At 42.4% G+C, this 18,684-nt stretch carries 18 protein-coding genes and 1 pseudogene; 5 read left to right on the top strand and 14 right to left on the bottom strand.

All coding sequences use genetic code 11. From position 1 onward, the window contains the following. Nucleotides 1-336: a zinc ribbon domain-containing protein gene (locus WN50_RS19235; protein WP_049560372.1), complete on the top strand. Its 336-nt coding sequence runs from the start codon at nucleotides 1-3 to the stop codon at nucleotides 334-336. Nucleotides 337-370: 34 nt separating this feature from the next. On the opposite strand, the gene WN50_RS19230 is transcribed toward WN50_RS19235, so the two are convergent. From WN50_RS19230 to WN50_RS19220, 3 genes are all read right to left on the bottom strand, one after another. Continuing rightward, nucleotides 371-2,221, bottom strand: a complete 1,851-nt coding sequence (locus WN50_RS19230; RefSeq protein WP_046278443.1) for an AAA family ATPase — start codon at nucleotides 2,219-2,221, stop codon at nucleotides 371-373. Nucleotides 2,222-2,307: 86 nt separating this feature from the next. Then, nucleotides 2,308-4,209 (bottom strand): ArsA family ATPase, encoded by a 1,902-nt coding sequence (locus WN50_RS19225; protein ID WP_046278442.1) that lies wholly within the window; start codon nucleotides 4,207-4,209, stop codon nucleotides 2,308-2,310. Between the two features lie 12 nt (nucleotides 4,210-4,221). Beyond that, nucleotides 4,222-4,914, bottom strand: coding sequence for a GvpL/GvpF family gas vesicle protein (locus WN50_RS19220; RefSeq protein WP_235441028.1), 693 nt, complete (start codon nucleotides 4,912-4,914; stop codon nucleotides 4,222-4,224). Between the two features lie 135 nt (nucleotides 4,915-5,049). Here WN50_RS19220 and WN50_RS19215 point away from each other — a divergent pair, with 135 nt between their 5' ends. After that, nucleotides 5,050-5,370, top strand: coding sequence for a gas vesicle protein (locus WN50_RS19215; RefSeq protein ID WP_046278441.1), 321 nt, complete (start codon nucleotides 5,050-5,052; stop codon nucleotides 5,368-5,370). 197 nt (nucleotides 5,371-5,567) lie between these two features. Here WN50_RS19215 and WN50_RS19210 read toward each other — a convergent pair whose 3' ends face one another. From WN50_RS19210 to gvpA, 7 genes are all read right to left on the bottom strand, one after another. Then, nucleotides 5,568-5,819, bottom strand: a complete 252-nt coding sequence (locus tag WN50_RS19210) for a gas vesicle protein GvpG (RefSeq protein ID WP_046278440.1) — start codon at nucleotides 5,817-5,819, stop codon at nucleotides 5,568-5,570. 14 nt (nucleotides 5,820-5,833) lie between these two features. After that, a complete protein-coding gene (gene gvpF / locus WN50_RS19205) occupies nucleotides 5,834-6,568 on the bottom strand; it encodes a gas vesicle protein GvpF (protein WP_046278439.1) in 735 nt (244 codons plus the stop codon). 15 nt (nucleotides 6,569-6,583) lie between these two features. Further along, on the bottom strand, nucleotides 6,584-7,060 hold the full coding sequence (locus WN50_RS19200) for a gas vesicle protein K (protein WP_046278438.1): 477 nt from the start codon (nucleotides 7,058-7,060) through the stop codon (nucleotides 6,584-6,586). A 105-nt stretch (nucleotides 7,061-7,165) separates the two neighbouring features. After that, nucleotides 7,166-7,597, bottom strand: a complete 432-nt coding sequence (locus WN50_RS19195; RefSeq protein WP_046278437.1) for a gas vesicle protein — start codon at nucleotides 7,595-7,597, stop codon at nucleotides 7,166-7,168. An 8-nt stretch (nucleotides 7,598-7,605) separates the two neighbouring features. Next, nucleotides 7,606-8,583, bottom strand: coding sequence for a gas vesicle protein GvpN (gvpN, locus tag WN50_RS19190; RefSeq protein WP_046278436.1), 978 nt, complete (start codon nucleotides 8,581-8,583; stop codon nucleotides 7,606-7,608). Between the two features lie 386 nt (nucleotides 8,584-8,969). Continuing rightward, entirely contained in the window at nucleotides 8,970-9,356 is a 387-nt protein-coding gene (gvpC, locus tag WN50_RS19185; RefSeq protein ID WP_046278435.1) for a gas vesicle protein GvpC, read from the bottom strand. 216 nt (nucleotides 9,357-9,572) lie between these two features. Continuing rightward, nucleotides 9,573-9,788: a gas vesicle structural protein GvpA gene (gene gvpA / locus WN50_RS19180; RefSeq protein ID WP_002735503.1), complete on the bottom strand. Its 216-nt coding sequence runs from the start codon at nucleotides 9,786-9,788 to the stop codon at nucleotides 9,573-9,575. Nucleotides 9,789-10,543: 755 nt separating this feature from the next. Here gvpA and WN50_RS32480 point away from each other — a divergent pair. After that, a pseudogene (locus WN50_RS32480) lies at nucleotides 10,544-10,801 on the top strand (RNA-guided endonuclease InsQ/TnpB family protein); the annotation flags it as partial. 39 nt (nucleotides 10,802-10,840) lie between these two features. Here WN50_RS32480 and WN50_RS19175 read toward each other — a convergent pair. From WN50_RS19175 to WN50_RS34740, 4 genes are all read right to left on the bottom strand, one after another. Beyond that, nucleotides 10,841-11,686, bottom strand: a complete 846-nt coding sequence (locus tag WN50_RS19175; RefSeq protein ID WP_049560363.1) for a DUF928 domain-containing protein — start codon at nucleotides 11,684-11,686, stop codon at nucleotides 10,841-10,843. Between the two features lie 184 nt (nucleotides 11,687-11,870). Beyond that, nucleotides 11,871-14,222, bottom strand: a complete 2,352-nt coding sequence (locus tag WN50_RS19170; RefSeq protein WP_046278434.1) for a CHASE2 domain-containing protein — start codon at nucleotides 14,220-14,222, stop codon at nucleotides 11,871-11,873. Between the two features lie 93 nt (nucleotides 14,223-14,315). Next, nucleotides 14,316-15,476 (bottom strand): DUF1822 family protein, encoded by a 1,161-nt coding sequence (locus tag WN50_RS19165; RefSeq protein WP_046278433.1) that lies wholly within the window; start codon nucleotides 15,474-15,476, stop codon nucleotides 14,316-14,318. A gap of 81 nt (nucleotides 15,477-15,557) precedes the next feature. Then, entirely contained in the window at nucleotides 15,558-15,731 is a 174-nt protein-coding gene (locus WN50_RS34740; protein WP_160315407.1) for a hypothetical protein, read from the bottom strand. 689 nt (nucleotides 15,732-16,420) lie between these two features. Between WN50_RS34740 and WN50_RS19160 the strand changes: the two genes are divergently transcribed. Together WN50_RS19160 and WN50_RS19155 are read left to right on the top strand one after the other, a co-directional pair. Next, nucleotides 16,421-17,710: a glucose-1-phosphate adenylyltransferase gene (locus WN50_RS19160; protein WP_046278432.1), complete on the top strand. Its 1,290-nt coding sequence runs from the start codon at nucleotides 16,421-16,423 to the stop codon at nucleotides 17,708-17,710. A 226-nt stretch (nucleotides 17,711-17,936) separates the two neighbouring features. Then, nucleotides 17,937-18,392 (top strand): AAA family ATPase, encoded by a 456-nt coding sequence (locus WN50_RS19155; protein WP_046282247.1) that lies wholly within the window; start codon nucleotides 17,937-17,939, stop codon nucleotides 18,390-18,392. Nucleotides 18,393-18,684: the final 292 nt, after the last annotated feature.

The raw sequence follows: 18,684 nt of genomic DNA, 5'->3' as shown, positions 1-18,684 counted from the left end.
GTGTTGAATCAGTCTTTAGCTGTAAAAGTACCAGCCCAGTTCACATCTCAGATGTGTCCCAGATGTGGATATATCTCCAAAAAAAATAGACCCAATCAGGGTCTAACTTTTAAATGTGAGTGTTGTGGCTATACACTCCATGCTGATTTGGTGGGAGCGCGAAATGTAGCCATGAGAACATTGCTTGTTCGGCAAGACTGGGCAAGTACGGGGATTTTGTCAGTATCCCCCGATGTGTCGGACGAAGAAACCAAAGCTAAGAATCTGCAAAGATTCTTAGAGTTGAGGTGGAGTCCAGATACAAGCCCCGACCTCAGCGTTAGCGGGTCGGGGTAATTGACCAACAAGTTCATTCTGGAGCAGAAAAACATCAAGTTGCACGCTGTTCAACTAAAACTTGGTAAGCATGATTAAAATCATCCATTGTAATCCGAATATCAGCCGGAACGGTCATTCCCTGATGTCGATAACGGCGAATTGCCATCACTGCGGCTTGGTTAGATAACAAAGCCAAATCTGCCCCATTCCAGCCTTCCGTTGCTTCCGCCCAAGAGCCTAAATCCACATCTTGTAAAGGACGTTCCTGATTATGGACTTGTAGAATGGCTAAACGACTGGAACTATTGGGTAAATCAACTTTTAACTGCAAATCCAAGCGTCCAGCGCGTAATAGGGCAGGGTCTAAGGCATCAGGGCGATTTGTTGCCCCAATCACCAAAATTGTCGCCCCCGTTTGCAACCCATCTAACTCGGTTAATATTTGTCCGACAACCCGGTCACTCACCCCCGAATCCCCACTGTAACGGCCTCTGGCAGGGGCTAAGGTATCAATTTCATCAATAAACACCACACAAGGAGCCGCTTGTCGAGCTTTAGCAAATAACTCCCGTACCGCCTGTTCACTGGCTCCCACCCATTTACTCAGGAGTTCCGGCCCATTAATACTAATAAAATTCGCTCGCGCCTGAGATGCAACGGCTTTTGCCAATAAAGTTTTCCCCGTTCCCGGTGGCCCCCAAAGCAAAATGCCTTTCGGGGCTTGAGCTTTGGTTTGTGAATATAATTGGGGATGGAGCAAAGCCCCTTCCACAGATTCCTGTAAGGTTTGTTTAATTTGTTCCAGTCCGCCAATATTCTCCCAAGCCACATGGGGAGATTCCACTTCCACAGACCGTAACACGGCGGGTTTAACTTCTTTAAGTGCTTGTAAAAAGTCTGCTTGACTCACCGTCATGGTTTCTGGAATTTTGGCTTCCAGGGTAGGAACCTGACGCCGCAAAGCACTATAGGCAGCTTTTTGACAAACCGCTTTTAAATCAGCCCCCACAAATCCCACCGCATTATCGGCGATTAGCTCTAAGGAAACCGATTCATCCAAGGGCATAGAACGGGTAAGAATTTGGAGGATTTCTAAACGTCCATTGCGGTCGGGGACACGGAACTGCACTTCTCGGTCAAAGCGTCCCGGACGGCGTAAGGCAGGGTCAAGATGGTCAGGACGGTTAGTCGCAGCGAGAAGAATCACCCCTTGAGTTTGAGCAAAGCCATCCATTAAACTCAACAGTTGGGCAACCAGTCGTTTTTCCACTTCCCCTTCCACTTTGCTGCGGTCGGGTGCTATGCTATCAATTTCGTCAATAAACACAATACAAGGGGCATTTTTAGCCGCTTTCTCAAAAATTCCCCGTAGTCGTTGTTCGGCTTCCCCATAATATTTACTCATCACCTCTGGCCCCACTAAGGCAATATAGTTAACGCCGAGTTCTTCTGCTAAGGCGCGGGCGGTCAGGGTTTTGCCGGTTCCAGGGGGGCCAACTAAGAGAACGCCACGAGTAGGTTCGAGTCCTAATTTGGCTAACAAGTCGGGGCGTTTTAGGGGAATGGCAATCAGTTCTTTGAGTTCTTTTAGAACTTCTGCCAATCCACCAACATCTTTGAGGGAGGCGGTTGTCGGTTCCTCAGAGGGGGGCATGATAGTGTCTCCAAATCCTGAATCTGCGGGGGAAGATGGGCTATTGCGATTCACCTCAAAATCACCCCCACCAGAACTTCCTGGACGGGGAATGCCGCCTGGACGGGGAATGCCACCAGAACGGGGAATATTGCTCAAGGGACGAGAACTAAACTGCACTTCAGTTTTAATTTCTCCTTTTTCAATTTTTTCTTCCAAGGTCTTCGCCAGTTCAACCAATTGCTCAAAACCTTTGAATAAGTCTGTCATAAAATTTCTCCAGAATCAATTGAAGGATAGGGGCTGGGGGAAGGATGAGGTTAAGGCATCTAAGGTTAAACACCGACGAGATGCCGTTAAAACAAAAGATCCGCCGCCCCTTTCACTCGGTCTAGCGCTTTCACTGACCGAGGTAAACTAGGTAAGCGAATCAGCATTTGCTCGGGAAATAAATCCCGAGCAATTTCCTCATCGGTTTGATAGCGGTTCTGCACGACATAACGTTGATAGACTCCCATTTTTTTCAACGATGCGGTTAATCGAACTTGTTCGGCAATAATAGCATCTTGGGCTTGCAGAACCCCAATAAATTCGGTATGTTGGGGGTCTTTTAATTTTTTCTGAGCTTGCATCACCTGTTGCCTTAAGGTTCGCAATCGTCCCATTAAATCTAAACGTCCTAATACATTTTGATACTTCATCCACAGTTTAAAAATCCACGCTAACCAATCTCCTAAAGCCGTTGGCATTTCTAAAAAACGCAAGAGATGGCCTGTAGGTGCTGTATCTAAAATAATCAGATCTTGTTGTTTTTGGTCTAATAAATCCATCACCGTTACTAACGATAACATTTCATCAATTCCGGGTAAGGATTGAGCTACAATTTGTCGCCAAGCTTCAGGAGTATAAGCAAGTTTGATAACTCCGTCTTCTTTTCCTTCACCGCTAATCATTTCTGCCAGTTCCCACAGATAATCATCCCTAAATTTTTCTAAAATGATATCCGCATCGACTTCTTGACCACTTAAATTATCTGTTAAGGCACTGGGTTGATGTCCTAATTTCTCTCCAAAAGCATCTCCTAAAGAATGGGCGGGATCAATAGAAATAATTCTAATTTTTTGCTCGGGATGACGATGAGCTAGCCCCCAACCAATGGCAGCCGCAACCGTAGTTTTTCCGACACCTCCTTTACCTCCAATAATAATCAGTTGACGTTTTTCGGTGATAAAATCATTAAAAATCGGGAGAATTTTTTGCGGCCATTGAATTTCAGGCGGGGGAATTAATTCTACGGTTTCGAGAGTTTTAATTTGGCTCATAATCTGATCTAACGCTTCACCGCCCAGGGGTTCTGTTGATTGTTGGGGAAGAGTAAAAATCTCTTCTTGACTGGGAATTTTGAGGAATTTTTCGAGGATTTCTTGTTGCTCACTATAGCGATCTAAATTCAGAGTTTTCTGGCTGATAATCCGATTAATAAATAAGCCACCGCAGGGAATATTTAAGTTATGCAAGCTATTGATTAATCGTTCAGTTTCTAATAAACTCATGGGTTCGGCAATTGCCACGATTAAACAAATGGTGAAGTGGGAATCTTGCAGCAGTTTCTTCCCTTCGGTTAATTCCGCTTTCATTTTGACCAAGAAGTCATCAACTTCATCGGTATTGTAGGTTTTTGAGAAGGTTTGGGAAATAACGCGATGTTTCTTTTGAAATAATTCTAAAGAATTTAAAATAATCTCTAAAAAGTCTTTAATTCCTAATAGATTTAAGGTATGACCGGAGGGAGCCATATCAACGACTATTCGATCTATAATATTTTCTGCCAGTAATCGTTGAATTTCTAATAGCCCCATAATTTCATCTAAACCGGGCCAGTCTAAATCCCAAACGGGGCTTAAATCTTGCCCTTCCACAAAGCTGCCGCGTTCAACTAAAAGTTCTAAATATTTTCCGTATTTTTCTTTAAATTCTAACAGTAATTTTCCGGCATCTAACGCCCTAACTTTTAAGTTAGGCAAGTCGTCTAAGGGTAAGGCTTCATCGCTGACTTGAGTTTGTAATACATCTCCTAAAGAATGGGCAGGATCTGTTGAGATTAATAGGATTTGTTCATCGGGAAATAATTTAGCCCAACGGCGGGCAAACCCACAGGAAAGGGTCGTTTTTCCGACTCCTCCTTTGCCACTAAACATGACCAAATGGCGGGAGTCATAACGGTTAAGGAGGTTGTTGACCGAGTTAAAATTATTCATACAGAAACTCAGTTAAATAAAGTGATAGGGTGGAGAAACTTGTCCTAATTGTAATTCCCAACGGGGACAAGCTTTTTGCCAATTTAAGAACTGATCGGTTAGTAAATATTCATCTTTAAATTTGACTAAAAGATAAATTCTTGATTCGGCTTCAGTCGAAGCAATAATAATCGTTGATGGATAGCTCTCTGTCACTAAATGAACGATATTTTGCCATTCAGCTCCTTGGAGAATATCAAAGTTTTGTTGGGCTTGATAGTGCTGTTTTTTAGCTAAAAAATATTGTCTTCCTCCCAAATCTGGGGATAGCACAGGTTCCTGTAGCTTACGCGGAATACATTTTAAAAGATATTCCCCTTTTCCCTCGAGTTGTTCGATTTTGTCTTGGTATTCTTGGGCATTAGAATTGAGATGGATGAGTAAATTTTTAGCCTCTATAAACGAGATGCCAAAACGTAAGGGTAAAACAGTCGTTTGCTGAAACAATTCGTAGATTACCCGATCATGACATAAAACGGCTTGAATCAAGCATTCTTCATCATTTTGTAAGGTGTCTAAACAGACTTCGGGTTCAACTACGGCTGAGAGAGTACCAGAAGTTATCAGTAACACGGGGTTGGTAATTCCAACAGGTAATTTTAATTTTTCTGTTGGGGTTTTTAAAAAAGCGTAAGTATATAAATTATACAATTTCATAGGACTCATCCAAGGAAAAATTCAAAACTTTTACAAATCTTTGTATCGGAGTGTTAAATTTTTGTTTGAGGTCTTTTTTAAGAAAGCCATGTACAACACTCAATTCTTCGCTATAATAAGATTATAAACTATTGAGGAATTGTTATGGCAAACCATCGTCTTCCCAGCCCAATTAAACCTAAGATTAGCACCATGCCTCGGAATAAATCTGAAGCATCTCAGCAACTTGAACTTTATAAGTTGATTACTGAAAAACAACGCATCCAAAAAGAATTAAAATTTATGGATCAGCGCATTCAGCAGTTAGAAAATCGTCTAACGGTTCTGAATCATCAAATTGAGAGTACAGAACAGAATATCCAAGATTTGCGTCAAGCTAATCCCAATGTCCCTAAAATGCTTCATCCTTCTAAACCTGTTGCTCACTCCTCCAATAATTTTCAAGCCTTTGAGCTGGAATATTAAGGCTTAAGAAAGAGCGGGTTAAACTTGAGGGGATTCCTCGAATTCTTGATCTTGTAAAACCCGCCTTTACCAAGAAAAGTTATGAGAGAAAAAAATATCCGATCTCTAGCTAGTATCAATAAAGTTTGAAAACGCAAGAGTAGGATAATGAATCAAACAATCGTTTTGATTTTTTCTACTCATAAATTTTTGAGAGATTATTCAGACTGGTTTTCTACAGACTCTTCTTCTAAGGCTTGAATTTTTAATAACAGTTCTTCTTCCTGAATTTCAAACTCTTCCTCAGAAATATCGCCCATATCATAAGCCAGTTGTAAGGATAATAACAGTTTGTGCAAATTTTCGGTGTCATCATATTCGGTGTTTGCACGCTCCTGAATTTTCTCCCCGATCCACATCAAACCCCCAATCGGTCCAGTAATCGGCAAGCATAAAAGATCAAAAAACATAAGTTATAATCTCCTTACACGAGTTGAGCAAAGGTATAGGGTGCTGTTAAATTGTTATAGCGAATTCGCAAGCGATCTCCAAATTTTTGGTCAATTGCTTCGACTTTTTGGCTAAATTCAGGTTCTTGATCCCAAGGAATTAAATAGGCGGCGTTGTAAATCATATCATCCGTCATCGGATCATTTTCTACAACCTCTTGAGTTGCATCGTTTAAGTTATCCCGAAACACTTGAATAATGTCTTGTTTCCGTTGGAATAAACTATTTTCAATCAGTTGACCAATATGGATAATTTCTTCCATCGTCAGGTTTTTACCGATCATGGCATCCCGTTGCTGTTTTAACTCCTGGTTAACTTCCAGAATTCTTTGTAATTCAGACTGGCTATCCCAAAAAATCTTAATGCTAACTTCTCGTTTTCCTGACAATTTGGCAAATAAATCCTTGAGTTGATCCTGGTAAGGAACAATCAATTGTTGTGTTACCGTTTCCCAGGTTTTGATAACCAATCCAAAACGTAAGGGTAGCAGGGTGCGAAATCCTGCTTCCATAACATTTTCTAAGACTGTTTCATGGCAAATTAAATGGCGACGGGAAGCTAAATATTTTTCTTTATGAGCCAGAGAGTAGAGAAAACTAAATCCCGAAATGAATTCACTATGCACTGGTTCCTTATCAATCCCTTCCAAAACCATTTCATCCGGAATTTTCTCGGGAAATATTCCATATAAATAAAGACCCATAGTCATAAATAATCTCCAAAATTAAATAGGCTGAGATGTTAACACTAACCGAAGCTTTAGATGAATTAAATCAAGTTGTGCTAAACCTATATCGACATTTCCTTCGACGACAACTCCAGTATTTAAAAGTCGGTCAACCAATTCCAAAATTGAAGAAGGATTGGCACTACTTTCTCCGGGATAATAGCTTCCTGGAGTGGGTAAAAGGCTACCCAATTCTCCAAGATCGATATTTAACTCCTTCGGATCGACTTCAAAAATTGTACACAAATGTAGAATTTGTTCTTGTAATTTTTGGAGACTTTCTGCGGCTCTATCTAAATCTGAATCGCTGAGAGTTCCCCCTTCCAACCGGCGAATAATTTGAGCTTCTAGCAACTGGCGTACCAGTTCTACCACAGTTAAAAGTAAAGGTGCTAAACCCGCTTTACTCTTATTTTCTGAAGAGGTAGGTAAAAGCTCATTATCCGAATTACAAGGTGTGCAAACAAGTGTCATAATCGAAGCTAGTGAATTTGTTTTTGACGGTGAAGTTCAAGTGTAGAACTTCGCAAACTTGAAATTTTATCTAAGTTCAAATGACGGAAGATACTCTCTAACTTGTTAGGATTTAAGCCGGGGATTTTTTGGCTTTTTGGGATGTGCTTTACCGTTCGGGTTGGAATCATGGTTTTCTATTGCACTCGCTTGGGTTAAGGATTTTAAGGTTTGAAGTTCGGTTTCTAGAGTCTGAAGTCGGCGTGAAAGTTCTTGATTTTCTGCTAATAAAGTTTGGGATTGGCTATGGAGATAGGGATCACCTTCCCACCAATTAATTCCTATTTCCCGTGCTTTATCAACAGAGGAAATTAACAGACGAATGCGGATATGCAGGAGTTCTGTCGTGGCGATCGCAACAGAAATATCGCCAGCAATCACAATTCCTTTATCTAAAACTCGTTCAAGGACATCCGCTAAACTTGAACCTTGAGTCGCCGTTGTTAGGGTGTTATTTGAGTGGGTTTTAATCGGTGAGGCAGAAGTAGAGAAAGTCATGGTTGGTTTCACTCAAAAGGATCGGCAGGCAACGCGCTTGCAACTGGACTATCTGTTGGCTCTAAACCCGGTAAGGATTCCGTTGGCTTTTCGTTCAGAATTTCCCATAAAATGGTTGTCGATTCACCAATGGATAAATTGCTCCGTGATAAGAGAACATCTGCACAAATATCCCGGAAATCTGCTTGATCGGGGGTGGCAATAATATCGTGTTCAGCGCAGACTTTGGCAATTATTAAACAAGATCGCAAACCCGACGTTTTTTCGGCGGCAGTTTTCAGACGGAATGTTTTGACGAGGTTCACAATAAATAAAGCATCTTCTCGACGAATTCCTGTTTTTTGGGCTAGGATTTCAGTCTGAGTCAGTTCATCGGGTTCGGGCATACTAATCGTTACTAACCGATCCATTAAGGCATCTTGAGTCGAATGAACTCCACAATATTCTTCTGGATTGGAGGTAAAAATTGCCCGAAATTGAGAATGGACTTGCAGATAGTCGGGTTGATTACTACTCGGTGGCAGGGTGAGGATTTTTTCTTCTAAGGCGGAGAGTAAAACGTTGTTGACTTCCGGTCGAGAACGGTTGAACTCGTCATAAACTAACGTAAATCCTTCTCGACAAGCCATTGTAAATCGAGAATCTACCCAATTGTGTTTGAGTTCGTCCTCAACTTTGAGAACGCTGTGGATATAGTTATCCATCAGTTTTTTATGGGTATAACCGGACTGACTCCCAATTAAATCTGAACTAGTGAAGTCATCATCTCCGAAAAGAAGCATCACAGGTCTGGCTAAAGAATTGGCGAGGTGCATTGCCAGTGTGGTTTTACCGGTTCCTGCTGGGCCACGCAAATGAATGGAAAAACCAGAGTGTAAGTAACGTAATGCCCGGGTTGCCATTTGATGGATCGACGGTGTGATGACAAATTGACCAGGGCGAAGGCGGAGAACGGATCTTCTTGTTTGATGTTCAACAACTGTCATGGTGGAAATTCAGTAAATGTCAATGAATTTGAGCAGTGAAGAAAGCTCACAACTTGCAATAAAGATGTGGTAGTTTGTAAAAACAGTGCTATACTTAGGTTATCTACAGGTTTTAGGAATCTGTAGGCGGTAAGACTAGCCGTTATTGCCTGCTAATGGTAAAAAGTAACTAGCACTTTATTTGCAGGAATCCTGAATCCGTAAGGACAGGAGTTCTACTTCTAAATTGAGTTTAGGATCTCAAAGAAGCAGAATTAGTCACACATGGTGTAAAACCTAAAACTCATTGTTGTATTTTAATGATAACCCTCTAGTTTAGCTGGCAAAAAAGCGACTAGAGGGTTTTTTACTCTAGCCTTGATTCGGGTTAGAACGAACCTAGAGAATTATTTTCCAAAAACACAGATAGACAACTCTTGACGAAATTGACGCAAATTTTGTTTTTGCTGCTTCGCTTGAGCTAGACGTTCTTTTTGGGTGGCTGTTAAAAACATCCGATTTTCTTGTTGCAAGTTTTTGTGAAATTTGCGGAGGAAAATCGCTTGTTTTTGAGCTTGAGACAGACGTTCTTGTTGGATAGCTGTTAAAAACATCCGATTTTCTTGGTGCAAATTTTTGTGAAATTGGCGGAGGAAAATCGCTTGATCTTCAGCTTTTTGTTGTCTTTCAAGTTGGACATCCGACAGAAAAGTTTGGACATCTAGGCAGAGTTCAGCCACTTCTTCAGCGATTGATGAACGCTCCTGTCGGAATTTTTCCATGAGACCAGTCATGGGGGGTTCTCCTCAATAACACTAATTCATGGGTTAACCCCACTCACCAGCCGAAACATTGACAGCAACTGGGGTTAAAAAAAGAAACACCTGCCTGCTTTTCCCGCACCCTTATCGTAGGAAGTTTTCCGAAAGTTCGGGGGTTCAAGAAAAGCAGGCACCGATTGAGAATTTGAAGATTCTTCAATCTCGCAATTGAAGAATCTCTATCAATTCTTAGGCAGGAACCGCAGCCGATTGAGTCAGACCAACAGCTTCAGCATATTTCAGGTAGGTTTCAACAGAAGCGATCACGACTCGGGCTTCAATTGCCAATAATTCAATTCCCACAAGAGACACACGAGCCCAAGCATCAATAACAATCCCTTTATCAAGGATGCGATCAATAACTTCAGCCAAACTAGAGGAAGAATTGGTTTTTTCGACAGCCATGGTTTTTTACCTTTTTCTCATTGTTGATTTGGATTTCATTTGGGCTTAGGAATTTGTTTTTTCTTTTGCCCTCCTGATGTTTGAATAATATCAATTTTTTTTCTTCTTTGTCAATAGTTTTTCCGCATTTTTTTTATTTCAAAATGTAAACCTGTTTTTGTTTCAAAATGTAAACCTGTTTTTGTTTCACAATGTAAAGGGATTCAGTGAATTCACGGATGTTTTGATCGAAATACGATAATGATAAACAGTAAATTCCGATTCAAAGGTTAAGAAAAAAAATTTTGCCTACCCACTGCAAAACTGTTGTGTTAATAAGTGAAAACAGGGGAACAGGTCAGGTTATTAACCGAGGACACCTTAGAGACTATCAAACCAACGTTGGCGGATTTGGCGGAAGCTTCCGTGATTTTGGCACCAGACCAGGATAAACCTCCAGTTCACTAACTGAATCCGAGCCATGTACCCTTTTGTTAAAGACTTGAATTCCCACGCTTGCCAGGCGTCTGTAGAACGGTGTTGGTCGGCTATTGCTAGATTCTTTGATAAGCGCAAAAAGGATTGATGGTAAGCCCGATAGATTGACTTGCCTCTCCCGCCCCACCCACGAGGGGATGGGGAATTCCCGGCAATCTTGTTAAAAACCACTGTCTATAGCACTACGCAAATTGGTTAGGACATTTTTAGATTCTGAAACCCTTTCATAGTCTGCTGTTCCCTGTTCCCCGTTCCCTGTTCCCGATTCAAGTAGCGCTATAGCTAAGTCGATTAATGATGCGGGTTGGTATCAATTCAGGAAATGGTTAGAGTATTTTGGCAGCAAGTTTGGTCGGGTAACGGTTGCCGTTAACCCGGCTTATACCTCCCAAAACTGCTCAAATTGTGGAACAACAGTTAAAAAATCTCTATCAACTCGAACTCATATTTGTCGGTGTGGATGCGAGTTAGATAGAGATCATAACGCCGCAATCAATATACTGAATTCTGCCTTGAGTACGGTAGGGATACGTTGACATCCTCTCCTCCCTAAAGGGATGGGAGTCTCAATTTGCTCATTTTGGCTTAAACGGGAGAGACAGGGTATTTTTAGGTTCAAGCTGACAACAAGCTAATATAGGTTCTTGAGCGATATTATTAAGCAGAACAGCTTTATGTTGTAATAGATCCATCCACTGATCCGCAACTTTAGGATTTTGAGGTTCAGTGCGCCGCAGTTCAGCCAGTTGAGTTAAAGTTTCGTACCACAGACCATTTTCAGCATAGAGATCAAGTTTCTCTGTTAATCCGGCTTTTTCTAACTGTTGTTTGAGCGCTCTAGACGGAGCAACACGAGCCACAATTCCACTAACGGTAAAATTGCTTGGAATATTCGATCTCGTGGAAGCATTCAACACCTCAGAAGAGCAGTAAAAGTTAAACATCCAGCGATAAGCCTTACCCTCTTCTAGAGGAGGAGCGGTTTCAGGGGGACGAAAGCTGACAATACCTGGCCCTTGAGTGACAGGAAATTTGACTTCATAAACCACCTCATCGCTACCTTCAGGCTTCAATACCAACTCCACCGTCGCCGAAGACGTGGGAATATATAACCAGAACGTCGGATGAGCGGCTAACGTTTCACCCCAGTTTGTCGTCGGGATCAAAGCGGTAATGGGTTTTTCTAGCTTAGAACATTGTCCTGATCCGCCTCGACTTCCAGCATCCGCTCGAGTTCCTGGCGCTCCTCGGTTGGGAGGTTGAAAATTGAGAGTGGTTTGGTTTGAACCTGAATTATTCTTGCGATCGCTTTGCGAGGAGGAATTCGACATCACCAACGGAGGGCTAGCCAACTCGATCCCGACTAAAATTAGAGTCACAGCAAGTTGAATGGACTGAGAGAATCGGTTCTTCCACAGCATGATTATTTCTACTCCCCGGTTGAATCGTAAATGCTTTGCTGAAATTTCCCCAATTCAGTTGAGTTTAAATTGAAAGGAAAAGTTAAAAACTGTTGATTTAGCTTGTCAACTTTGACTAACTAAGTACAACTCTCGATGCACTAAAAATATATAGAGTTCAAAGGCATCTCTCAACCGTATAATTTTATTGATTTTTCAATAAAAATGGACAAACGGCAGTGATCACCAAAGTCAAACTAGATGGAACGATTGGAACCCATCCCCCCCAAAGTAAAAAGATGTAACAGATGCCGGATAAGGTGACAACTGCCACTCCGACAACAGGAGTCCAACTTGAGAATCGATGATGATGCCAAGCAATAATACCTCCCACTATAGACCAACTTCCGATCCACACCCAATCCCCCCATTGACTCCAAACCCAAATCAGAGGACGTCCATCAAGTACACTACTGAGAATTTGACTGATCATTTGGGCTTGTAGAACCACTCCGGGCATTTTTTGATGCTCAGTTGAACGAAAACTATAAGGGGTCGAAAAATAATCCGTTGAAATCGGCGCACTAATCCCAATTAAAACTAAACGATCCTTGATTGAATCGGGATCAACTTCACCTTCTAAAATTTGAGAAAAGGTAACTCGTTGCAGTTGATTTTGATCAATAGCCCGATAGTTCAGTAACAGTTGAAATCCCCGATTATCGAATTTTTGATAGCCTCCAGAGGGTTTTGCTAAGGGTTTAAATACAACGTCACCCATCTGTACAGATTCATCGGCTCTCAATAGAGGGGTAATGCCTTCTACCCTTAGATAATTTTGAGCCAACTGAAAACTTAAAGACAATTCAGTTTGACAGGGTGAATTACTATCGGGATTCATAAATAATAAATGCCGACGTAGAATATCATCAGAATCAACTACCACATCGGTAAATCCGAGTCGTTTTTTGGGAATATTCGGGGGAGGAGCAACCCCAGGTTTATTCAGATTTCTACTCTCAGAAGCACTACAAACTGCGATTAAATTCTGATTTTCAGTCAACTGTTTGAGCAACTGGGCATGACCCGGTTCTCTGGGAACATCACGATAAATATCAATTCCCAGGACTCGCGGTTGATAAGATTTGAGTTTTTCAATCAGTTTGACTAAGGTGTGATCCGGTAGAGGAAAACCCCCGTATTTTTGGATATCTTTTTCCGTAGCTTCTACGACTAATACACGAGAATCAACTTCTTCAAAAGGGCGCAGTCGCAACAGTTGATCGTAAGCTTTGAGTTCCCATCCTTGCATCAAACCGAGCGATCGCAAGGCGATTACTAAAACCGTCACGATCGCCCCAAAAGCCGCGATTGAATGAGCCGGGATCTGTCGGTTTCCTCGGAGTTCTAGCCAAGTCGGAGGAATGACAGTCGGATTTTGACAAATAACCGGAAGCCAGCAAGCACAGGGATATTCGGGTTCTAAATCTTGTAATTTTTCTCGGGCTTCTCGTACTGAGCGATAAAAAGACGTTCCTGTAGAAAAAGCACTCAGCCAATGTTTCAAAAATGCTTGGGCGACTTGATCGGGTACTGGTTCACGCATGACAACTAATTGAGGAATCTGTAGATCAGCCAGTTGTCGAGCGAGTCCTAAGCCATCACAGGAGTTAAAAAGGGCGAGTTGTAAACCTCTAGCGATCGCCGCTTGTAGGGCAAATTTTAACTCGATGACGGTAATCGCTTCATCGTGATTAATATTAATAAATCCTGTAGCGCCGCTAATGTGACTGGAACTATGTCCAGCAAAAAACAGAATATCCCATCCTTCTTCATCCCACAACAGTCGGTTTAATTCACTGCGTCGAGGTTCAACTAAAAAGACTGTTTTGGCACCCGGTAAATGTTCGAGTAAAGCTCGATCTTGTTCGATATCAATGCCGTGAGAATTACCCAGAATCGCTAAAATTCTCACAGTACCACCCGGAGATCGGTGTGTCGGTTCGATTCGTTCAGCTTCTAAGCTGCTGCTCAAACCGACTTCTGATGCGGGGTAGTCTTCAAAAAAATTCCACAGATGCCAGGGGAGTCGTCGCATCACAGGATCATCGGTTTCAATGATGACGCGAATTTCTTCATGGGGTGAGAGTTGGGTGCGTAACCTGCGTTCTATCCGACCAAATGATCCCGAATCTAACCATTGGTTGAGAGATTGCTTTAACTGTCTTGATAACTCAAAAAATTCAACTTGAGAAACTTGAGCAATGTCTTGTTCATCAAACTCAATTGCTAGATCTACAACACCACGCCGCCAGCTTAAGCGATGGTTGAGGGCTTCAAAAAGCGATCGCCAACGCTTGTAAAGTTGGGCTAATTCTAAAGCCGGAGGTAAACTCCCAGTTAATCGAATCGGGGGAAAAGATGCCGATGTCCACAAATTGGCGACAATCATCGAACAACCCTGCTGAGTGTTGCCGTTACCGAAGTTTAAGACAACAGACTTACTTCCGTTTTCGACGGATTTTGAGCGGCTGATTGAGGACGTTAGACTAGGCATGAGAGATTTGTGGCAATTTCCAAATTCCGTACTGATGCTCCGCTTAAAACTTCTTTCCTTTTCGTTAATTAACTATTAAAGGTTAGGAATGATTTAAACTTGGAAATGTTCTGTGATGTTTGTATTCTCCCACGAAATCTCGACAGTAAAGCGAAATCCTGGTGAACATTTAAATCGGGGGATTTGAATATAGTTATCTTCAGTCCGAGCTTCTACTGAGCGCAATACTTCTCGGGATTCTGAGCGTAAGGTTAATCTAACATGAGCCGGAAGGTAAGAATGATTCGGTTGAGGATGAAGCTGTACCCGCACTCCTATACGGCCATCGGTTTCGACCCCTAATCCCACTAATAGCACGACGACGGTTGAGGCTTGTAAAGTTCCCAGGTGAATTTGTTTGACCCGTTGCATTTCCTGTTCAGGAGCGTTTGGGGTGCGACGGAAATTGAAAGCCAAGGGTTGTGAAGTGGGAAATAAAGTGTCGATAGACTGCCAAACGCTGTCAAATAGATGATCAAACCAACGGCTTAAGTTAATCGAAGTTTGTTGACCTCGGCGTTGTTGACAAAGGGGTTGCCATTGATTGTGTTCGAGAAGGGAGGCCCACAGTTCAAAGGGAACGGCGAGTCGAGGAACAACAATTTCAGAATCACTCAAGCGTTGGACGAGGTTTTCAGCTTGGGCGGTTGTTAAGCGGGGTAAGGGAGCGACAGAGCTGCGAGTTTGTTCTTGGGGACAGAATTGGCGAGCCACCCAGAGAACGTTTATATCGGCGATGAGTTCGTCTGCTTCTAAACTGTAGGTGCGATCTCTCCAATTGTATTGACCTTGAGTTTTCAGGTGAGCATGAGTGGTATAACCGCAAATTTTCACCGACTGTTCATCTGGATTGACTTGTACAGCGAGGTAATAATCTCCCATCCAACTCGGAATATCGACCCATTCTTGAGGAACCCGAAATTCATCGGTGTCGATGGTTTCGCTGGGTATCAAAATCAGTCGTGTAAGGCCAAGGGTAATCACAACACCGTCTACCAGTTCCCAAATACTCGAGGGTAGTGTTGAGGGTTGAGCGAGGGGGTCATACTCTTCTTGTAGCCAAGGAAGTACCGCGTCGAGACAGAGTTGATTGAGATAGGCATTCCAGCGACGGCTGGGCGTTGAGTAGGCTTGGCTTTGTTGCCATGCCTGGTAGGACTGGGTTGGGGAGATTTCCAACCCCAATTGAGTTGTTTCGGCTAGTAAGAACGTCATCGGAACATCTCCTATGAGAAGAATGAATGGGGAGGTCTGATGGAATCACACAATGTTTGTGCCATAACCATTGGGGTATTGTTAGGTACGTTTGGTTTGAGGATAATATGCAATTGCTAGGAGGATTTTCTCGACGGATTTCAGGGCTAGGATAACAACGAGGGTTGGGTATTCGGCGATGAAAGGGTTTAAGCCTAATTGTAGATTGAGTTCCGCACAGTAGAGTCTCAATGTTTTATTCTTGCTGTTTTGCAAAAATCCGGTTTCATAACGAGATTTGAGCGATTAGCTTCTTGGCTACCCCAACACCCAACACCCAACAGCCAACACCCGACACCAGTCACCTGTTTGAGTTAAGTACATCCTCTGGCTTCTCTGCCTCCCCTGCCTCCCCTGTTGCCTGTTCCCTGTTTGCTATTGACTGTTTAGAGGAGTACCTCGGATGGTATGATGTCTACACAAACAAGTCGTCATGCCAACTCGATTGGGTCTTCCTTCTAACAAGCTTATCGTGTCTTGTTGGAGAAGGTGATTGTCGAACTGCGATAATTAAGCATTCCGATGTCCATTCGTATTGATTAATATGGCGATCTGGCTCTGTCTGATGATAGAGGAAACATTCGAGTTCAGAGTGCTAGACTGAACGCGAAAAAAGCAATGTATTGAATCGCGGATTAGTAAACTGTTCAGCGTTTTGAGATGAGATGTTTATCCCTTAGACAATTTTTGTAATCAGGGTTTTAGGGATCATTTCTGATTCTAACAGGTCTTGAAGTTGGGGAAAGGAACAGATCAGTATTAGCAGACCCCTGTTACTCGATGATCACCTAGAGTGGAATCATAACCCAATCTTAACCGACGTTTTTTGCTTTCCCCCTTGTCAATTTGGGCTTACAGTCGGACACTGAACTTGAGAAAACATTGGCAGATAAGAGGTAGTTTTTGTGAAAAAAGTTTTAGCGATCATTCTCGGTGGCGGCGCTGGTACCCGTCTTTATCCCCTAACCAAGCTACGGGCCAAGCCTGCTGTCCCTTTAGCGGGTAAATATCGACTGATTGACATTCCTATCAGTAATTGTATCAATTCAGAAATTCTTAAAATTTACGTCCTGACTCAGTTTAACTCGGCATCTCTGAACCGTCACATTTCTCGGACTTACAACTTTTCGGGCTTTACCGATGGGTTTACAGAGGTTCTCGCCGCCCAACAAACCGCCAGTAACCCGAATTGGTTTCAAGGGACAGCAGACGCGGTTCGTCAGTATCTCTGGTTATTTGCGGAGTGGAATGTTGATTATTATTTGATTCTCTCGGGCGACCACCTCTATCGCATGGACTATCGAGAATTTGTCCAGCGTCATATTGATACTAAGGCAGATATTACCCTATCGGTACTGCCCATTGATGAAAAACGGGCTTCTGATTTTGGTTTGATGAAAATTGATGATACAGGTCGTATTGTTGATTTTAGCGAAAAGCCCAAGGGTGACGCCCTCAATAAAATGGCGGTTGATACCACTACTTTAGGACTCACACCGGAAGAAGCCAAAGAAAATCCCTTTATTGCATCGATGGGGATTTATGTCTTTAACCGAGATGTGATGATTAAGTTACTGAGTGAACATCCCGAACAAACCGATTTCGGTAAAGAAATACTTCCGAATGCAGCCGCAGATCATAACGTTCAGGCTTATCTGTTTAAGGACTATTGGGAAGACATCGGAACGATTGAAGCCTTTTACAATGCTAACCTGGCGTTAACTCAACAACCCCAACCGCCTTTTAGTTTCTACGACGAAAAAGCCCCCATTTACACTCGCTCCCGTTATTTACCCCCTTCTAAGATTCTCGATTGTCAAATCACAGAGTCGATTATTTCAGAAGGTTGTATTCTCAAAAAATGCCGAATTGATCACAGTGTATTAGGGTTGCGTTCTCGCATTGAAGCCGGTTGCGTTATTGAAGATACATTAGTGATGGGTTCTGATTATTACGAACCCTTCGCCGAACGTGAATCGAATTTGAAAAAAGGTAAAATCCCGATGGGAATTGGTGCAGATACTACCATTCGTCGAGCAATTATTGATAAAAATGCTCGGATTGGTAACAATGTTACCATCACCAATAAAGAAGATGTAGAATATGCAGAGCGGGAGGAACTTGGGTTCTATATCCGCAGTGGAATTGTTGTTGTCTTGAAAAATGCTGTCATTCCTGATGGTACAGTCATTTAGATCGGGTTATGGTGCATCAAACCCTTTTAAATCATGGGTAGGGTGCATCAAATTCCGGTTATTTCTGTACAGAAATCATATCATGTCCGACTAATCAATAATGATTCTGTAGGGGCGGGTTCAGCCAAGATCTGTAACGACTACTGAGAGATTGAGATCAACCCGCCCCACCCCACCAACAGAATTAATCAACCGGACATCATATCACCCGTGCAAACCGTTTTAAATGAGTCAATTAATTTTAATGATCGGACTTCCTGGTAGCGGGAAGTCTTTTTTCGCAACCCAACTCAAAGTTAATCATCCTGATTATCAATTAATTTCTACTGATACCATTCGGGCGCAACTGTTTGGTGATGAGGCGATTCAAGGGCCTTGGTTGAGGGTTTGGAGTAAAGTCCAACAACAATTTCAAAAAGCAGTTCAAGAGGCTACAGATGTCATTTATGATGCCACAAATACTCAACGCCGTCAACGTAAAGATGTTATTACTGTAGCACGAGAAATCGGTTTTCATCCCATTTTTGCCGTTTGGGTGAATACTCCGTTAGAAATATGTCTCCAACGCAACCAAAACCGCCCCCGTCAAGTCCCCGAAGAAATTATCCTCAAAATGCACCGCCAGTTAACGGACGTTCCCCCTTCTTTAGAAGAACCTCTAGACAGTTTAATTATCCTCTAAAACCCGTAACCCAAATATTACACCCAAATATTGCCCTCATATCATATCCAACTCATCAATAATGATTCTGTAGGGGCGGGTTCTACGAGATTTTGACTACTACTGAGAGATTAAGATAAACCCGCCCCACTCCACCAATAGAATTAATCAAGGCGATATCATATCAGGAGTTGGGCGGGTTTACCTAAAGAGTTGATGAGAGACACACATCGGCACCGAACCCGCCCCTACAGGATAATTATTAATTAATCAAACACCATATTACACCCACTTGACAGGTATAGTACATATA

The sequence above is a fragment of the Limnoraphis robusta CS-951 genome, assembly GCF_000972705.2.
The sequence above is the reverse complement of the archived record's forward strand: the minus strand, read 5'-3'. Positions and strand labels throughout refer to the sequence as shown.

Excerpts from the sequence above, each read along its gene's own strand:
- WN50_RS19230 (WP_046278443.1), bottom strand. The coding sequence starts at position 2,221 with ATGACAGACTTATTCAAAGGTTTTGAGCAATTGGTTGAACTGGCGAAG.
- WN50_RS19225 (WP_046278442.1), bottom strand. The coding sequence starts at position 4,209 with ATGAATAATTTTAACTCGGTCAACAACCTCCTTAACCGTTATGACTCC.
- WN50_RS19220 (WP_235441028.1), bottom strand. The coding sequence starts at position 4,914 with ATGAGTCCTATGAAATTGTATAATTTATATACTTACGCTTTTTTAAAA.
- WN50_RS19215 (WP_046278441.1), top strand. The coding sequence starts at position 5,050 with ATGGCAAACCATCGTCTTCCCAGCCCAATTAAACCTAAGATTAGCACC.
- WN50_RS19210 (WP_046278440.1), bottom strand. The coding sequence starts at position 5,819 with ATGTTTTTTGATCTTTTATGCTTGCCGATTACTGGACCGATTGGGGGT.
- gvpF (WP_046278439.1), bottom strand. The coding sequence starts at position 6,568 with ATGACTATGGGTCTTTATTTATATGGAATATTTCCCGAGAAAATTCCG.
- WN50_RS19200 (WP_046278438.1), bottom strand. The coding sequence starts at position 7,060 with ATGACACTTGTTTGCACACCTTGTAATTCGGATAATGAGCTTTTACCT.
- WN50_RS19195 (WP_046278437.1), bottom strand. The coding sequence starts at position 7,597 with ATGACTTTCTCTACTTCTGCCTCACCGATTAAAACCCACTCAAATAAC.
- gvpN (WP_046278436.1), bottom strand. The coding sequence starts at position 8,583 with ATGACAGTTGTTGAACATCAAACAAGAAGATCCGTTCTCCGCCTTCGC.
- gvpC (WP_046278435.1), bottom strand. The coding sequence starts at position 9,356 with ATGACTGGTCTCATGGAAAAATTCCGACAGGAGCGTTCATCAATCGCT.
- gvpA (WP_002735503.1), bottom strand. The coding sequence starts at position 9,788 with ATGGCTGTCGAAAAAACCAATTCTTCCTCTAGTTTGGCTGAAGTTATT.
- WN50_RS19175 (WP_049560363.1), bottom strand. The coding sequence starts at position 11,686 with ATGCTGTGGAAGAACCGATTCTCTCAGTCCATTCAACTTGCTGTGACT.
- WN50_RS19170 (WP_046278434.1), bottom strand. The coding sequence starts at position 14,222 with ATGCCTAGTCTAACGTCCTCAATCAGCCGCTCAAAATCCGTCGAAAAC.
- WN50_RS19165 (WP_046278433.1), bottom strand. The coding sequence starts at position 15,476 with ATGACGTTCTTACTAGCCGAAACAACTCAATTGGGGTTGGAAATCTCC.
- WN50_RS19155 (WP_046282247.1), top strand. The coding sequence starts at position 17,937 with ATGAGTCAATTAATTTTAATGATCGGACTTCCTGGTAGCGGGAAGTCT.